General features: G+C 64.1%; 17 protein-coding genes and 1 tRNA gene. 10 read left to right on the forward strand and 8 right to left on the reverse strand.

Going from position 1 to position 15,386, the window contains the following annotated elements:
* Positions 1–9: 9 nt before the first annotated feature.
* Positions 10–582, forward strand: coding sequence for a TMEM165/GDT1 family protein (locus HDC35_RS00550; RefSeq protein WP_184642941.1), 573 nt, complete (start codon positions 10–12; stop codon positions 580–582).
* Here HDC35_RS00550 and galE read toward each other — a convergent pair.
* The 3 genes from galE to folK form a co-directional block, all read right to left on the reverse strand.
* Positions 579–1,595 carry a UDP-glucose 4-epimerase GalE gene (gene galE, locus HDC35_RS00555; protein ID WP_184642942.1) on the reverse strand — a complete coding sequence of 339 codons (1,017 nt, stop codon included), beginning with the start codon at positions 1,593–1,595 and terminating at the stop codon, positions 579–581. The genes HDC35_RS00550 and galE overlap by 4 nt on opposite strands.
* Positions 1,596–1,720: 125 nt before the next feature.
* Positions 1,721–1,796, reverse strand: a tRNA-Lys gene (locus HDC35_RS00560).
* Positions 1,797–1,839: 43 nt separating this feature from the next.
* Positions 1,840–2,361, reverse strand: a complete 522-nt coding sequence (gene folK, locus HDC35_RS00565; protein ID WP_184642943.1) for a 2-amino-4-hydroxy-6-hydroxymethyldihydropteridine diphosphokinase — start codon at positions 2,359–2,361, stop codon at positions 1,840–1,842.
* Positions 2,362–2,384: 23 nt separating this feature from the next.
* Between folK and HDC35_RS00570 the strand changes: the two genes are divergently transcribed.
* The gene (locus tag HDC35_RS00570) at positions 2,385–3,074 is read left to right on the forward strand and encodes a uracil-DNA glycosylase (RefSeq protein WP_184642944.1); all 690 of its coding nucleotides are present in this window, start codon (positions 2,385–2,387) and stop codon (positions 3,072–3,074) included.
* Here the strand turns inward: HDC35_RS00570 and HDC35_RS00575 are convergent.
* Together HDC35_RS00575 and HDC35_RS00580 are read right to left on the reverse strand one after the other, a co-directional pair.
* On the reverse strand, positions 3,035–3,511 hold the full coding sequence (locus HDC35_RS00575) for an RNA pyrophosphohydrolase (protein WP_184642945.1): 477 nt from the start codon (positions 3,509–3,511) through the stop codon (positions 3,035–3,037). The genes HDC35_RS00570 and HDC35_RS00575 overlap by 40 nt on opposite strands.
* Positions 3,508–4,455 (reverse strand): alpha/beta hydrolase, encoded by a 948-nt coding sequence (locus HDC35_RS00580; RefSeq protein WP_184642946.1) that lies wholly within the window; start codon positions 4,453–4,455, stop codon positions 3,508–3,510. The genes HDC35_RS00575 and HDC35_RS00580 overlap by 4 nt, the downstream gene beginning before the upstream one ends.
* 185 nt (positions 4,456–4,640) lie before the next feature.
* Here HDC35_RS00580 and HDC35_RS00585 point away from each other — a divergent pair, with 185 nt between their 5' ends.
* The 5 genes from HDC35_RS00585 to HDC35_RS00605 all read left to right on the forward strand — a co-directional run bounded on the left by HDC35_RS00585 (position 4,641) and on the right by HDC35_RS00605 (position 11,087).
* Complete coding sequence (locus HDC35_RS00585) at positions 4,641–6,503, forward strand: 2-oxoacid:acceptor oxidoreductase subunit alpha (protein WP_184642947.1); 1,863 nt, start codon at positions 4,641–4,643, stop codon at positions 6,501–6,503.
* A gap of 33 nt (positions 6,504–6,536) precedes the next feature.
* Complete coding sequence (locus HDC35_RS00590) at positions 6,537–7,574, forward strand: 2-oxoacid:ferredoxin oxidoreductase subunit beta (protein WP_184642948.1); 1,038 nt, start codon at positions 6,537–6,539, stop codon at positions 7,572–7,574.
* A 12-nt stretch (positions 7,575–7,586) separates the two neighbouring features.
* Positions 7,587–8,540 carry a metal-dependent hydrolase gene (locus HDC35_RS00595; protein WP_184642949.1) on the forward strand — a complete coding sequence of 318 codons (954 nt, stop codon included), beginning with the start codon at positions 7,587–7,589 and terminating at the stop codon, positions 8,538–8,540.
* 75 nt (positions 8,541–8,615) lie between these two features.
* On the forward strand, positions 8,616–9,896 hold the full coding sequence (locus HDC35_RS00600; protein ID WP_184642950.1) for a cyclopropane-fatty-acyl-phospholipid synthase family protein: 1,281 nt from the start codon (positions 8,616–8,618) through the stop codon (positions 9,894–9,896).
* An 18-nt stretch (positions 9,897–9,914) separates the two neighbouring features.
* A complete protein-coding gene (locus HDC35_RS00605; RefSeq protein WP_184642951.1) occupies positions 9,915–11,087 on the forward strand; it encodes a serine hydrolase in 1,173 nt (390 codons plus the stop codon).
* Between the two features lie 49 nt (positions 11,088–11,136).
* On the opposite strand, the gene HDC35_RS00610 is transcribed toward HDC35_RS00605, so the two are convergent.
* From HDC35_RS00610 to purF, 3 genes are all read right to left on the reverse strand, one after another.
* Positions 11,137–11,523 carry a hypothetical protein gene (locus tag HDC35_RS00610; protein WP_184642952.1) on the reverse strand — a complete coding sequence of 129 codons (387 nt, stop codon included), beginning with the start codon at positions 11,521–11,523 and terminating at the stop codon, positions 11,137–11,139.
* 61 nt (positions 11,524–11,584) lie between these two features.
* Complete coding sequence (locus HDC35_RS00615) at positions 11,585–12,319, reverse strand: SDR family NAD(P)-dependent oxidoreductase (RefSeq protein WP_184642953.1); 735 nt, start codon at positions 12,317–12,319, stop codon at positions 11,585–11,587.
* Between the two features lie 4 nt (positions 12,320–12,323).
* Positions 12,324–13,781: an amidophosphoribosyltransferase gene (gene purF / locus HDC35_RS00620; protein WP_184642954.1), complete on the reverse strand. Its 1,458-nt coding sequence runs from the start codon at positions 13,779–13,781 to the stop codon at positions 12,324–12,326.
* 142 nt (positions 13,782–13,923) lie between these two features.
* On the opposite strand from purF, the gene hisI reads away from it, so the two are divergent.
* From hisI to HDC35_RS00635, 3 genes are all read left to right on the forward strand, one after another.
* Positions 13,924–14,304, forward strand: a complete 381-nt coding sequence (gene hisI / locus HDC35_RS00625; protein WP_184642955.1) for a phosphoribosyl-AMP cyclohydrolase — start codon at positions 13,924–13,926, stop codon at positions 14,302–14,304.
* Positions 14,291–14,830: a hypothetical protein gene (locus HDC35_RS00630; protein WP_184642956.1), complete on the forward strand. Its 540-nt coding sequence runs from the start codon at positions 14,291–14,293 to the stop codon at positions 14,828–14,830. The genes hisI and HDC35_RS00630 overlap by 14 nt, the downstream gene beginning before the upstream one ends.
* 66 nt (positions 14,831–14,896) lie before the next feature.
* Complete coding sequence (locus HDC35_RS00635; protein WP_058801530.1) at positions 14,897–15,319, forward strand: MerR family transcriptional regulator; 423 nt, start codon at positions 14,897–14,899, stop codon at positions 15,317–15,319.
* Positions 15,320–15,386: the final 67 nt, after the last annotated feature.

The raw sequence follows: 15,386 nt of genomic DNA on the forward strand, positions 1-15,386 counted from the left end.
GAGTATCCCATGGAAGCCCTGTTCACCTCGACCGCCGTCGTTGCGCTCGCCGAAATCGGCGACAAGACGCAGTTGCTGGCGATCCTGCTCGCAGCACGTTTCGGCCGTCCGGTGCCGATCATCCTCGGTATCTTGGTCGCTACGCTCGCCAACCATGCGCTGGCGGCGCTGCTTGGCGCATCGGCGGCAGCCTTGCTCGACAGCGCAGTTTTTCGGTATGCGATCGGCCTGTCGTTCGTCGCCATGGCGCTATGGACGCTTATCCCGGACAAGTTCGACGATGACGAAGCGCCCAAGCCGCGCTTCGGCGCGTTTCTGACGACGCTAGTCGCCTTCTTCCTTGTCGAAATGGGCGACAAGACACAGGTCGCGACGATCGCGCTCGGTGCGCAATATCAGAATGTCGTGGCGGTGACGGCGGGAACGACGCTCGGCATGATGATCGCCAATGTCCCGGCAATCTTCCTTGGCAATGAGCTGCTCAAACGCGTCGACCTGGCCAAGGTTCGCATGGTCGCCGCAGCCCTGTTCCTCGTCATCGGTCTGTGGGTACTCGCGCAGACCGCTGGCTGGCTCGGCTAGTCGGCATTGCGCGTGGCGAGCATGCGTTCGAAACGCCAGCTCGACGCGCACATGGCGTCCAGGTCGCGGCTTGCCTTCCAGCCCAGTTCACGCGCCGCGCGTTCGGGGCTGGCAAAGCAACTCGCGACGTCGCCGTCGCGGCGTGGAGCGATGCGGTACGGCACGCGAACGCCGTTAATGCGCTCGAACGCCTCGACCATGCCGAGCACCGAATAGCCCTGGCCGGTACCAAGGTTCCATATCGACAGCGGTTGGCTGGCTTTGGCGATCGCATCGAGCGCCGCGACATGACCGTCGGCGAGGTCGACGACATGGATATAGTCGCGGACGCCGGTCCCGTCAGGCGTGTCATAATCATTGCCGAATACCGACAATTCCGCAAGCCGGCCAGCGGCAACCCGGCTGATGAAGGGCATCAGATTGTTCGGAATGCCATTCGGATTTTCGCCGATCAGCCCGCTGTCATGCGCGCCGACCGGGTTGAAATAGCGCAGGATCGCGATACGCCAGTCGGCATCGGCGGCCGCGACATCGGCCAGCATCTCCTCGATCATCAGCTTGGTACGCCCATAAGGATTGGTTGCCGATGTCGGATGATCTTCGTCGAGCGGCAGATATTGCGGCTGGCCATAGACGGTCGCGCTCGACGAGAAGACCAGCGTGCGGACGTTGCAATCGCGCATCGCTTCGAGCAGCGTCAGCGTACCGCGGACATTATTATCGTAATATTTCATCGGCTCGGCGACCGATTCGCCCACAGCTTTGAGGCCTGCGAAATGAATGACCGCCTCGGCGCCATATTCCGTGAGGGCATCGCGCAGCGCGTCGCGGTCGCGGATGTCGCCTTCGACCAGCGGAATGGCAGTGCCGGTGATCGCCTCGAGCCGGTCCATCACGGCTGCATCGCTGTTGGAAAGATTGTCGAAACAGACGGCTTCATGCCCCGACGACACCAAGGCGGCGGCGACATGGCTACCGATATATCCGGCGCCGCCGGTCAATAATATCTTCATCGCCCGACTGTCTCCATCGGGCAATGGCCCGGTATCGTCGCCATATTCTATCGGCGACATACTACCAAGAGATTGTGCGCAGCCGGGACGTTAAGGCCCGGTTTTGTCATGTCGATCAAGGTCAATGGTGAGCCCTGCTGGGTTCGAACCAGCGACCTACTGATTAAAAGTCAGTTGCTCTACCGACTGAGCTAAGGGCCCATCGCGATACCGCCAAGGCGATCTTGCGAAGTGAGCCGCCGCCCTAGTGCCCCGACGCGTTCGGGTCAACCGGCTTCGGACGGATCAACCGTGCGGCGAGTTGGCGAACGCTGCGTCCCCGCAAGGGGTGCTTCCATCCGGGGACGATCGCGCGCAGCGGGCCGAGCACGAAGGCGCGCCTTTCGAGTGCCGGATGGGGAATGGTGAGGCTGGCATCGGCCCACGCCCCGCCCGACCAGAGCAAGATATCGAGGTCGAGCGTCCGCGCGCTCCAGCGCTGACCGGTGCGGCGACCGAAGCGCGCTTCGATTTCCTGCAAACGATCGAGCATCTCGGGCGGACTCAGCTCGGAGGCGACGAGCGCGACGGCGTTAGCATAACGGCGGCGCGACGGACCGATCGGGTCGCTCGCGATGATCGGGCTGGCATCGACCGCCTCGATATCGTCGCTCTCCAGCGCGGCGAGCGCGGCGAGCAGCACGGCGCGTGGATCGCCATACCGCGCATGGCGCCGGTTCGACCCGAGGCCGATGGCATATAGGGGGAGCGGCATTGCGTTGCTCATAGATGCGCGCCTATCGCAGATAGGTGGAAATTGACAGCCCGTTGCCCGGAACCGAGCCGCCGCGCGATTGCCCGCGCTGCCCGCGGCTCGTCGCCTTGCGCCGTGCCTGTCAGGATCAGCATCCTGACTGGTGGAACGCGCCGGTCTATGCCTTCGGCGATCCCGAAGCCTGGCTGGCGTTCGCCGGGCTGGCGCCGGGCAAGCATGGCGCGAACCGCACCGGACGGCCATTCACGGGCGATTATGCCGGCAACCTGCTGTTCGCGACGCTGGCCGAATTCGGGCTGAGTAAAGGATGCTACGATGCGCGGATCGACGACGGGCTGACGCTCGACGGGGCGATCATCGTCAACAGCGTCAAATGCCTCCCGCCTCAGAACAAGCCGATGCCTTCGGAGATCGCGAACTGCCGCCCCTTTTTCGAGCGTCAGCTTGCCGCCCTGCCGGCAGTCCGGGTGATTATCGCGCTCGGGCGGATCGCCCACGATGCGGCGCTGCGCGCGGCAGGCGAGCGCATCGCCGCGCACCCTTTCGGGCACGGCGCGGTCCATGCGCTGCCCGGCGACCGCTACCTCGTCGATAGCTATCATTGCTCGCGTTACAACACGAACACCGGGCGGCTGACGGCTGAGATGTTCGCCGACGTCTTTCGCACCGCGATCGCGCTCCGGGATCAGACGAGCGGGCCGAATTCCTCGACCAATCCGCGATAAAGTGCGCGTTTGAAGGGGACGATCAGCTTCTCGATCTCGCCCAGCTCGGCCCATTTCCACGCGCGAAATTCCTGATGCTCGGTGTGGATGTTGACGTCGCCGTCGTCGCCCATGAAACGCATCAGGAACCAGTGCTGGCGCTGCCCGCGATATTTTCCGCCCCACATCTTGCCGATCAGATGGTCGGGGAGGTCGTAGAAATATTCCTCTTTGCTGCGCGCGATGATCTCGACCAGCCCGCCATGGACGCCGGTTTCCTCGCCAAGTTCGCGGATCGCGGCTTCCTCGGCATCCTCGCCGTCGTCGATACCGCCTTGCGGCATCTGCCACGCCTCGGTGGTGGTATCGAGGCGCTGGCCGACGAAGATGCGGCCGTCGCGGTTGGCGAGCATCACGCCCGCGCACGGGCGATAGGGAAGTTTGTCGTGATCGATCATGCCGTGCCGTTAGCTTCGGCGACGATCGCTTTCAATATGGCGAGCGCGCCGCGGATGTCCTCCTTCGCGCTCGGGATTCCCTGCGACAGATTGATATAGCCGTGGATATTGCCCTTCGCCTCGCGGTAGGTTGTCGGGACCCCCGCTTCGATCAGCTTCGCGGCGTAAGCGCGCCCCTGGTCGCGCAGCGGGTCGAGCCCCGCGGTCACGAGCAGCGTCGGCGGCAAGCCTTCGGCCGGGAAATCGAGCGGCGAGGCGCGGTAATCGGCAGAATCAGCGGCATAATGATTGCCGAACCAGGCCATGCTGCCTTTGGTCAGCAGATGGCCCTCGCCGAAATCGCGATAGCTTTGCCAGTCGTCGTGCGTCGTGACCGCCGGATAGATGGGGTGTATCGCGATGACCGGTTTCGCCGCGGGCTTGTCGCGCAGGCTGAGCGCGGTGGCGATCGTCAGATTGCCGCCGGCGCTTTCGCCCGAAAGGACAAGGCCGGTGCAAGGGATATGGTCGGCGACCCATCGCGTCGCCGCTTCGCAATCCTCCGGCGCGGCGGGGAAGGGATGTTCGGGCGCAAGGCGGTAATCGACGGCGATCACGGGCATGTCGAGCAGCCGCGCGGCCTCGGCGCAATAGGGATCGTGCGTGTCGAGATCGCCGATCACCCACCCGCCGCCGTGATAGAATACCATCACCGGACCGGTTTCGCGGTCGGGGCGATTGTCGTATATGCGGATGGCGATATCGCCCGCGGGCCCCGGGATGGCTCGGTCCTCGACATGCGCGATCTCGCCGCGGGGCACGTCGGCGAGCTGGCCCATCACACGGAACATCTCGCGCGCGCCTTCCGGCGGCATCTCCTCCATCTTCGGGCCTTCCTGCCCGTTCAGGAAGGCGAGGAAAGCCGCCACGTCGGGGCGCGTTAAATGGGTGGTGCCGTCGGTCATCTGCATCTCTCCCTGATCCAATTTTCACCATGCTATTCGGTATCGACGGGTTAAATTCAATCCCGAAATGAAACCCACCTGCGCTTCTCCCTTTGCTGCGCACAAATTTTTCTCAATTGCGGCGAAGCGCCCACAGGCCTAGGCCAGTGTCACAGGTTCGCAAGTTTCAAAGGCAGATACGAAAAATGGCGACAGCGGTAGCGGACGAAGCCGGCAAGCGGCAGTCCCCCCTTTCGGATGCGGTGGTGGTTCGTTTTGCCGGCGACAGCGGCGACGGGATGCAGCTCACCGGCGGTCAGTTTACCTTGTCGTCGGCGCTGGCGGGCAACGACTTCGCGACCTTCCCCGATTTCCCTGCCGAAATTCGCGCCCCGCAAGGCACGCTCTTCGGCGTGTCGGCCTTCCAGATCAATTTCGGTTCGTCGGCGATCGACACTGCGGGCGACGCGCCCGACGTGCTTGTCGCAATGAACCCCGCGGCGCTCAAGACCAATGTCCCGCAGCTGAAGCAGGGCGGCCTCATCATCGCCGACGAGGGCGAGTTCAACGACCGCAACCTCGCCAAGGCGAAATATGACGCCAACCCGCTCGAGGACGGCAGCCTTGCGAAGTGGCAATTGTTGAAGCTCAATATCAGCCAGCTCACCATGGACGCGGTCAAGCCCTTCGGGCTCGGCAACAAGGAGGCGCTGCGCTGCAAGAATATGTGGACGCTGGGGCTTTCGCTCTGGATGTTCGACCGCGATCGCCAGCCGCTGATAGACTGGCTGAACGCGAAGTTCGCCAAGGACCCGAACCTTGCCGCCGCCAACGTCGCTGCGCTCAACGCCGGCCATGCCTATGGCGAAACGGCCGAGCTCGCGGGACCGCTGAAACAGCAGCATGTCGATCCCGCACCCGCGGCGCCGGGGCTCTACCGCACGCTGACCGGTGCCGAGGGCATCGCGCTCGGCCTCGTCGCGGGGGCGCAGCTCGCGAAGCTGCCAATGTTCTTCGGCGGCTATCCGATCACCCCGGCGTCGGCGATCCTGCATCACCTGTCGCGGCTGAAGGAATATGACGTCACGACCTTCCAGGCCGAGGACGAAATCGCCGCCATTTGTTCCGCGATCGGCGCGAGCTACGGCGGCTCGCTCGGCGTGACCAGTTCGTCGGGCCCCGGCATCGCCCTGAAGGGCGAGGCGATGGGCCTTGCGATCATGACCGAGTTGCCCCTCGTTATCGTCAATTCGCAGCGCGGCGGTCCCTCGACTGGCCTGCCGACGAAGACCGAGCAGTCCGACCTCTATCAGGCGGTCTATGGCCGTAACGGCGATGCGCCGATGCCGGTGATCGCCGCGCGCTCGCCCGGCGACGCGTTCGAATGCGCGATCGAGGCGGTGCGCATCGCGGTGCAATATATGACCCCGGTGATGCTGCTCACGGACGGCTATATCGCCAACGCTGCCGAGCCTTGGGCGGTGCCCGATCTTACCGCCTATGAGGCGTTCCCGGTCGAATTCCTGACCGAAGTGCCGGAGGGCGGCTTCAAGCCCTATGGCCGCGACGAAAATCTCAAGCGTCCGTGGGTCAAGCCCGGCACCCCCGGTTTGCTTCACCGCATCGGGGGGATCGAGAAGGAAGTCGACACCGGCCACATCAACTATGCGCCCGCCAACCACCAGGCGATGACCGACATCCGCAAGGACAAGATCGACGGCGTCAAGGTCCCCGACCAGGTCGTCGAACTTGGCGCCGAAGGCGGAAGGCTCGCGGTCGTCGGGTGGGGCTCGACCTTCGGCCCGATCCACCAGGCGGTGCGTCGCCAGCGGGCGCAAGGCGCCGACGTCAGCCATATCCATATCCGCCACATCTGGCCGCTGCCCGCCAATCTCGGCGAATTGCTCAAGAGCTATGAGAAGGTGATCGTGCCCGAAATGAATACCGGGCAATTGAAAACCGTGCTGCGCGATCAATATCTGGTCGACGCAAAACCCGTAAACAAGGTGTCGGGCCAGCCCTTCACCATTGCCGAAATCGAAGCTGCGATCGAGGGAGCGCTGGGCTGACGCGCAAGCGTTGTTGCCCCTAGAGGAAATGCCATGAACGAGATGACGACCATCGCGCGCCCGACGACGCTCAAGGATTGGGAGACCGATCAGGAAGTCCGCTGGTGCCCGGGCTGCGGGGACTATGCGATCCTCAAGGCAGTGCAGCGGACCATGCCCGAAATCGGCACCGCGCCCGAGAATACGGTATTCATCAGCGGCATCGGCTGCTCGTCGCGCTTCCCTTATTATATGGAAACCTATGGCTTCCACACCATCCACGGCCGCGCGCCGGCGTTCGCGACCGGTTTGAAGCTCGCCAATCCGGGGCTCGACATCTGGATTGTCACCGGCGACGGCGACGGGCTGTCGATCGGCGGAAACCACACGATGCACCTGATCCGCCGCAATCTCGATTGCCAGATCATGTTGTTCAACAACGAGATTTACGGGCTGACCAAGGGGCAATATTCGCCGACGAGCCGCGTCGGCACGACGAGCCCCTCGACCCCCTATGGCTCGGTCGACCGTCCGGCGCAGCCCGCGGCCTTTGCGCTGGGAGCGGGGGCGCGTTTCGTCGCGCGCGGCTTCGACGTGTCGAAGGAACTGCCCAATGTTCTGAAGGCTGCGCACGCCCACAAGGGCGCAGCCTTTATCGAGATTTTCCAGAACTGTATCGTCTATAATAAAGATGTGTTCGAGGATTTTGCGGCGCCCAAGGGAGCCGAAGACCGCCAGCTCTGGCTGAAGCAGGGCGAACCGATGCTTTATGCCAAGGGCACCAAGGGCATCGCGCTCGACGCCGAGGCGCTGCACCTCAAGACCGTCGATGTGGTCGATGGCGATTGGGAAGCCGCGGGCGTGATCGTGCATGATGTTACCAACCGCAGCGTCGCGCATATGCTCGTGGAAATGCGCTTCGGCGAGTTCCCGATGGCGCTTGGCGTGCTCTACGACGATCCGCGCCCGACCTTCGAGGCCGATGTCGTTCGCCAGAACAAGGCGGCAGCCGAGGGCAAGAAGGCGGACCTGCAGGGACTGCTCAAAAAGGGACAGACCTGGACAGTGACCGAGGGCGGCCCGGAACTCTGACCGTCCGCCGTCATGGATAATCTGACGCACAGCCTGGTCGGGGCGGTTCTTGGGCAGATGGGACTCAAGAAAAAGACCGGCCTCGCGATGCCGACGTTGATCATCGCGGCGAACCTGCCCGATATCGATGCTGGTTGCGCGATCTACGGGATCGAATCGCTGGCGATGCGGCGCGGGATCACGCACGGGCCGATTGCGCTGCTTGTGCTGCCGCTTATCCTGTGGGGGCTGATGCTTGCCTTCGATCGCTGGCAGGCGCGGCGCGGCAAGCGGCCCGCCGACCGGCTACCTGTCGACAAGGGCTGGTTGCTCGTGCTCGCCTATATCGGGTGCCTCAGCCATCCGGCGCTCGACTGGCTCAACAATTACGGGATCCGCCTGCTCGAGCCCTTCAGCCATCGCTGGTTTTACGGCGACAGCATTTTTATCATCGACCTGTGGATATGGATTGCGCTCGCGGTGTCGGTCTGGCTTTCGCTCCGCGGTGAGCGCCACGGAGCGGCCAATTGGCGGCGCCCGGCATGGATCGGCTTCACGGCGGTTTGCGCCTATATCTTTGCCAACGGCCTCATCACTGGCGCCGCCGAGCGCATGGCATCGAGCGCGCTTGAGGCTGGCGGCCGTAAGGACGCGCTGGTCGTCGCCAGTCCACCCCCGCTGGCGTTCTGGAAACGCGACATCTTCTGGCGAACCGTCGATCGTTACGGCAGCGCGAGCTTCGTGCCGGGCCTCGGCGGAACGGTCGATCTGACCGGCAGTCCGACGGGCATGGACGACCCCCGCCTCGCAACCTGGGTAAAGGGCGACCCCGCCGCCCGCGCTTTCCTGTTCTGGTCGCGGATGCCGGTGGCGCAGGGCGATGGCGACGCAATCCTGCTGCGCGACCAGCGCTTCATGCATCCGCTGGCACAGGGCCGTTTCCAGGTCCGGCTGACCGCGCCCGACACGGCAAGCCATACGGATTGATCGTGGGGCGAGGGACGTCGTGACGCCATGCGGCAACCGATTGTCAGCCGCACAGCTTTAAGGCAGGAAGGGGCTATGAACACGCATGTCAGCCCGCGCCGCGGCAAGGAACTGCTCCGCGCCGATCGAGCCTACCGCACCGGCGGCGCGATGGCCCGGCTGATTGCGCTCGCACCCGCAGGCCTGTTCCACCGCCTTCTCGACCGCATCGACGCCGGCCTCGCGCAAGGGACGATCGAGGGGCATTTGCCCGACGGCAGCGTGCGCCTGCTCGGCGGGCGCGGCAAGGGCCCCGTCGCCGTTGTCCACCTTCATCGCTGGGCGGCGCTCGCGCGGCTGGCGCTGTCTGGCTCGGTTGGCTGGTACCGCGCGTGGGAAGCGCTGGAATGGTCGTCGCCCGATCCGGTACCGCTGTTCGACCTGTTCATGCGCAATGGCGAATCGCTGGGCAATGTGGCGCGCGCGCGCGGCCCCTCGCGCTGGCTGAACAAGGCGATCCACGCCTTTCATCGCAACGATCGCCGCGGCGCCAAGCGAAACATTCATGCCCATTACGATCTGGGCAATGATTTCTACCGCCTGTGGCTCGACCCCGCGATGAATTATTCCAGCGCGATGTTCACCGATCCCGGCCAGTCGCTCGAACAGGCGCAGGCGGCCAAGGTCGACGCGATCCTCGACCGGCTCGACCTGCGTTCGGGAAGCCGGCTGCTCGAGATCGGATGCGGATGGGGCGCACTCGCCGAACGCGCGGTCGAGCGCCATGATGTCCTTTATACCGGCATCACCCTGTCGGCGGCCCAGGCCGAGATTGCTGATGCACGGTTGGCCGCGGTCGACCTCACCGGGCGCTCGCATATCGAGATTTGCGATTATCGCGACGCAAAAGGCCCCTATGACGCGATCGCCAGCGTCGAGATGGTCGAAGCGGTCGGGCAGGAATATTGGCCGGCCTATCTCGATGCGATCGCCGGGCTTCTTCGGCCGGGGGGCAAGGCGGCCATCCAGTACATCTTGATCAACGACGCGCTTTTCGAGCGCTATGCGGCGAGCAGCGACTTCATCCAGGCCTATATCTTCCCCGGCGGATGCCTGATCTCCGAAAGCCGCTTTCGCGCGCTGGCCGAGGCGCGCGGCCTTGTCTGGCGCGACGTGCGCCGGTTTGGCGGTGACTATGCCGAAACGCTGCGTCAGTGGCGCGAGCGGTTCGACGCGGTCGTAGCAGCGAACGATCTGCCTCCCGGGTTCGACGAGCGCTTCGTGCGGCTCTGGCGCTATTATCTTCAATATTGCGAAGGTGGGTTTCGCGGCGGAGGCATCGACGTCGCGCAAGTCACACTAGAAAAAAGAGCCTGAGAACAGGGGAGGAAAAGCATGCGACGATTTTGGGCGGCGGGGCTTTTATGCGCCGCAGCAGCGGGGTGCGGTGCGCCCGCGTCCACCCATGCCAACGACATATTGCCAAAGGATCTGAATGTGCTGTTCTGGACCCAAGATCAACGCGACGCCGCCTTCCGGACGATGGAGACGGTTCCGAAGGTCGTCGTCAACACGGTCGAGGCCGGCGACGCCGTCTATCCCTTGCCGCAAGGCAAGCCGCTCGATGTCGGATCGGACATCGATGCCTATATGGCGAAGCAGCGCAACGCGGGGCTCATCATCGTCCAGGACGGCAAGATCCGGCTCGAAAAATATGCGCTCGGCTATGGCGCCGCGGGCCGTTGGACCAGCTTTTCGGTCGCCAAGAGCTTCACCTCCACCCTCGTCGGCGCGGCGGTAAAGGACGGCTATATTAAAAGCCTCGACGACAAGGTCACCGTCTATATCCCCGGCCTTAAGGGTTCGGCTTATGACGATGTCAGCGTCCGGCAATTGCTGACGATGACCTCGGGGGTCAAATGGAATGAGGATTATACCGATCCCAAGTCCGACGTTGCGCAGTTCAATATGCAGAAGCCGGTCGCCGGCGAGGATATAACAGTCAGCTATATGAAGACCTTGCCGCGCGAAGCGCCGGCGGGATCGAAGTGGGTATACAAGACCGGCGAAACCAATTTGATCGGCGTGCTCGTGTCGAGCGCGACGGGCAAGACACTGTCGGCCTATCTGTCCGAAAAGATCTGGAAACCGTTCGGCATGGAGCAGGACGCGGTGTGGATGCTCGGCGCGACGGGGCACGAGATCAGCGGATGCTGCATGTCGGCAAGCCTCAAGGACTATGCGCGGTTCGGGCAATTCATCCTGAATGGCGGAGTTGCGGGGGGCGAGAAGATACTGCCCGACGACTGGCTGGCATCCGCGACGACCAAGCAGGCCGGGATCGACATTCCGGGGCGCGGATATGGCTATCAATGGTGGACGAACGACGACGGCAGTTTCGCCGCGCAGGGCATTTTCGGCCAGGGGATATTCATCGATCCCAAGCGACAACTGGTGATTGCTTCGAACGGCAACTGGCCGACGGCCACCGATCCCGAAGGCGTCGGCGCGGCGCGTGAGGCCTTTTACAAGAGCGTGCAGGCGGCCGTCGACCGGGAGGCAGAATAGGCGTCCCCCCGCAAGGCGGGGGGCGTTGGCAGCCTGGCGACGAGGCTCGTTAGTCGGTGACGACGCTTGCCGCGCGCTGGGCCAGCCAGACCGCGACCAGCGGCACGACGACGCCCAGCGCCATGATCCACCATGTATCGGCAAGCGTGACGGCACGATAAAGCGCGGCGCCGATGACCGAACCGGCCACGATCCAGCCTGCACCGGTGCCGGCGGCGACGCGCATGGCAAGCCAACCGCCGGCGAAGGTTCCGATGAACCAGCCGGCGATCAGCGCGATCGTCGACCCGACCGGGATCAGGATTTCGCCGCTTTCGGGGTCGTAAACGTCGGGCGAAATTTCGCTGCCGGCATATTGCGCCAACCAGATCAGCCCGAAAGCGACAAGGATGCCGACCACGGCGGCGATCGCCGATCGCAAAATATTCTTCGTCATTCCCGCGCCCTCGCAAACCCTTGTTATGATGGTCCCTTAGCGCAGGAAAGCAAAGATGGCGTTAAGCTTTTTCCATGACCTTGGGCAGCGCATGAAAGGCAGTGCTGTCGAAGCCATCGATCATCATCCGGGCGACATAATCGCCAACCGCGGCGGGTTCCTTGATGCTTTGCGGGTCTTCGCCCGGATAAGCGCGCGCGCGCATCTGCGTCCGCGTGCCGCCGGGGTCTAGAATGGCCGTCCGCACCGTCGAGATATTGCGCATTTCGGCGCCATAGCTGGTGACGAGCGTTTCGAACGCCGCCTTCGACGCAGCATAGGCGCCCCAATAGGCTCGCGGCTCGCGCGCAACGCTGCTCGACAGCGCGACAAGCCGCCCGTTCGCGGCGCGGCGCAGCAACGGGTCGAAATTGGCGATCAGCGCCTGTTGCGCGATCAGGTTCAGCGTCAGAATCTTGTTGAATTCCTTGCCGTCGATCGCCGCGACCGGGGTCAGCGTGCCCAGCATCGCGGCGTTGAGCACGAGCATGTCGAGTTGCTGCCAGCGTTCGGCAATCGCGCTCGCGAGACGGGCGATGCTGTCGCCATCGGTCAGGTCGAGCGGTGCAATCGTCGCGCTGCCGCCGGCTTCGTGGATGCGGTCCTCGAGCTCTTCGAGCCCACCCGCCGTGCGCGCGGTGATCACGACATGCGCGCCGCGCAGGGCCAGCGCTTCGGCAATCGCCTCGCCGATCCCCCGGCTGGCGCCGGTGACGAGCGCGACCTGGCCCGCGAGTTCTTTAGACGTCGTAGTCATTGTGTCAGACAACCCGTTCCGCAAGCAGCGAAAATTGATCTTCGAGGCCATGCTCGTCGAAATCGGTCAGCGTGGTCGGATAATCGCCGGTAAAGCAGGCGTCGCAATATTGCGGCGCGTCATGCTTGCGATCCGCCTCGCCAAGCGCGCGATAGAGGCCGTCGATCGTCAGGAAGGCGAGGCTGTCGGCGTTGATGAAATTCGCCATCTGCCCGACCGTCATCTGCGCGGCGAGCAGCTTCGCGCGTTCCGGCGTATCGACGCCGTAGAAGCAGCTATGCTGGGTCGGCGGGCTCGCGATGCGCATATGCACCTCGGCGGCACCCGCATCGCGCATCATCTGCACGATCTTGAGGCTGGTCGTGCCGCGCACGATCGAATCGTCGATCAGCACGATACGCTTGCCCGCGATCAGCGCGCGATTGGCATTGTGCTTCAATTTCACGCCCAGATGGCGGACCTTGTCGCCCGGCTGGATGAAGGTGCGCCCGACATAGTGCGAACGGATGATGCCGAGTTCGAACGGAATGCCCGATTCCTGCGCATAGCCGATCGCGGCGGGCGTGCCCGAATCGGGGACCGGGATGACCAGATCGGCTTCGACGGCGTTTTCGCGCGCGAGTTCGGCGCCGATCGCCTTGCGCACCGAATAGACGCTCGTTCCGTCCACGATCGAATCGGGGCGCGAGAAATAGACATATTCGAAGATGCACGGCCGCGCGGACTGCTGCGCGAACGGGCGGTGCGAGGTGAGTTGACCGTCGCGGACGATGACGAGTTCGCCGGGTTCGACAGAGCGGACAAATTCGGCGCCGACGACATCGAGCGCCACCGTTTCGGACGCGAGGATATGCGCGTCGCCCAATTTGCCGATGACGAGCGGACGAATGCCGAGCGGATCGCGGCAGCCGATCATGCCTTCGGCGGTCAGGCAGATCAGCGAATAGGCGCCCTCGACCTGTTTCAGCGCGTCGATGAACCGGTCGAGCAGCGAGCGATAGCTGGACGTGGCGACGAGGTGGATGATCACCTCGGTATCGCTGGTCGACTGAAAGATCGAACCGCGGCGGACCAATATCTTGCGCAGCGCCGCGGCGTTCGAGATATTGCCGTTGTGCGCGACCGCGAAGCCGCCGGTCGCGAGGTCGGCGAACAGCGGCTGGACGTTGCGCAGCGCGGTCTCGCCCGTCGTCGAATAGCGGACGTGGCCGACCGCCGACCCGCCGGCGAGTTGGCGCATGATGTCGTCGCGGTCGAAATTGCCCGCGACATGGCCCATCGCGCGGTGGGTGTGGAATTCCTTGCCGTCGAAGGCGGTGATGCCCGCGGCCTCCTGTCCACGGTGTTGCAGGGCGTGGAGGCCCAACGCGACAACCGCGGCGGCGCTGTCGGCGCCATGAATACCAAAAACGCCGCACTCCTCGCGGAGCTTGTCGTCGTCGAAAGGGTGGGTCGTCAGCATGTCGTTCCAGGGGGCAGGGGCCAGTGACTGCGGCGCATATAGGGAGGGCAATCGCAAATGTCGCCCCCTAATCACGGATTTGTCATATGGGCGACGAGGCGTGGGGTGACAGCCCGGCCAAAGCTGCTCTAAAGCGTCGCTCATGACCGACCAGCGCGACACGACCGATCGATTTCTTCCGCGTTTCGACACCGCCGGACTGGTAACGGCGATCGTTGTCGAGGCCGACAGCCATAAATTGCTGATGGTCGCGCATATGAATGCGGAGGCGATCGAGCAGACCCGCGCGACGGGGCAGGCGCATTTCTGGTCGCGCTCGCGCGCGGCCCTGTGGCGCAAGGGCGAGACGTCGGGCAACGGCCTCACCTTGGTCGAAATGCGGGTCGATTGCGATCAGGACGCGCTCCTGCTGCGCGTGAAACCGGCGGGCCCGGCGTGCCATACCGGGCGCCGATCCTGCTTTTATCGCCGCGTCGAAAGCGACGGCAGCCTGACCTTCCTGGCCGACGATGCGCAGGGCTAGCGCCGCACTGGCGCTGGCGCTGGCGCTGCTTGGCGGATGCGAACGACCGGCCCCCGCCGTGGACACCAAGGGCATCGAGGCAGACAATCCGCTCGAGATGGCGGCGCGCGAGCGCGGCGTGGTGCGCGTCGAAGCCGCGACCCCGGTCGGCGTCTTCGAACGCAGGCACGATCTTGGCCGCGACGCCATGTGCGTCGTCCCCGATGGCACTGGACAATGGCGTTTTGCCTTGACGGCTGCCTTCGGCCCCGGGCTGTCCTGCACCGCACAGGGCACGATCGTCCGCGAAGGCGGCGGATGGCGGATGCGCTTTGCCGGCGCCGACGGCTGCGAGGCCGTGGTGCAGGAGCAGGAGGACGAACTGCGCCTGCCCGGAAAGCTGCCGGAGCGATGCAATCGCCTGTGCCCCTCGCGCGCGTCGCTTGCTGGTTTGCGGCTGCCGCGTGCAAGCTGGTCCGAAGCCGATGCGAGGGGCTTGCGAATGACCGATCGACGCGGCAATATAGGGCGTCCGTGCGGTGGTTGAACCGTCCCGGATCGGCCCGATCGGGCAGTCTTGACGTTCACGTCAACGGAAACTAGTTTCAGCCGTATGACCGAAGCTTACGGCCACGCCCATATCGATACGCCCGATCATCTGGGGCGCGAGCAATTCAGCATCACCGACTTGTCGACCGAGTTCGGCGTGACTGCGCGCGCGCTGCGCTTCTATGAGGATGAGGGGCTGATCAGCCCGTCGCGCAAGGGGTTGTCGCGCATCTATTCAAAGCGCGACCGTGCGCGGTTGGCGTGGATTTTGCGTGCCAAGCGCACGGGCTTCAGCCTCGCCGACATTCGCGAGATGATCGACCTGTACGACGTCGGCGATGGCCGCAAATTGCAGCGTCAGGTGACGATCGAAAAATGCGAAGAGCGCATCGCGCTCCTGCGCCGTCAACGCGACGATATTGACAGCGCTGTAGATGAGCTGTCACGCTTCATCGATATGGTGAAGAAAGTCGACGCCGGCCAATAAGGCCGCCCGGCTCCTGACCCTCTGCCTCTCCCCAGGCAAGTTGACATCGAAACTGCTTTTCAGAAGG

The sequence above is a fragment of the Sphingopyxis sp. JAI128 genome, assembly GCF_014207235.1.
GTDB lineage: Bacteria > Pseudomonadota > Alphaproteobacteria > Sphingomonadales > Sphingomonadaceae > Sphingopyxis.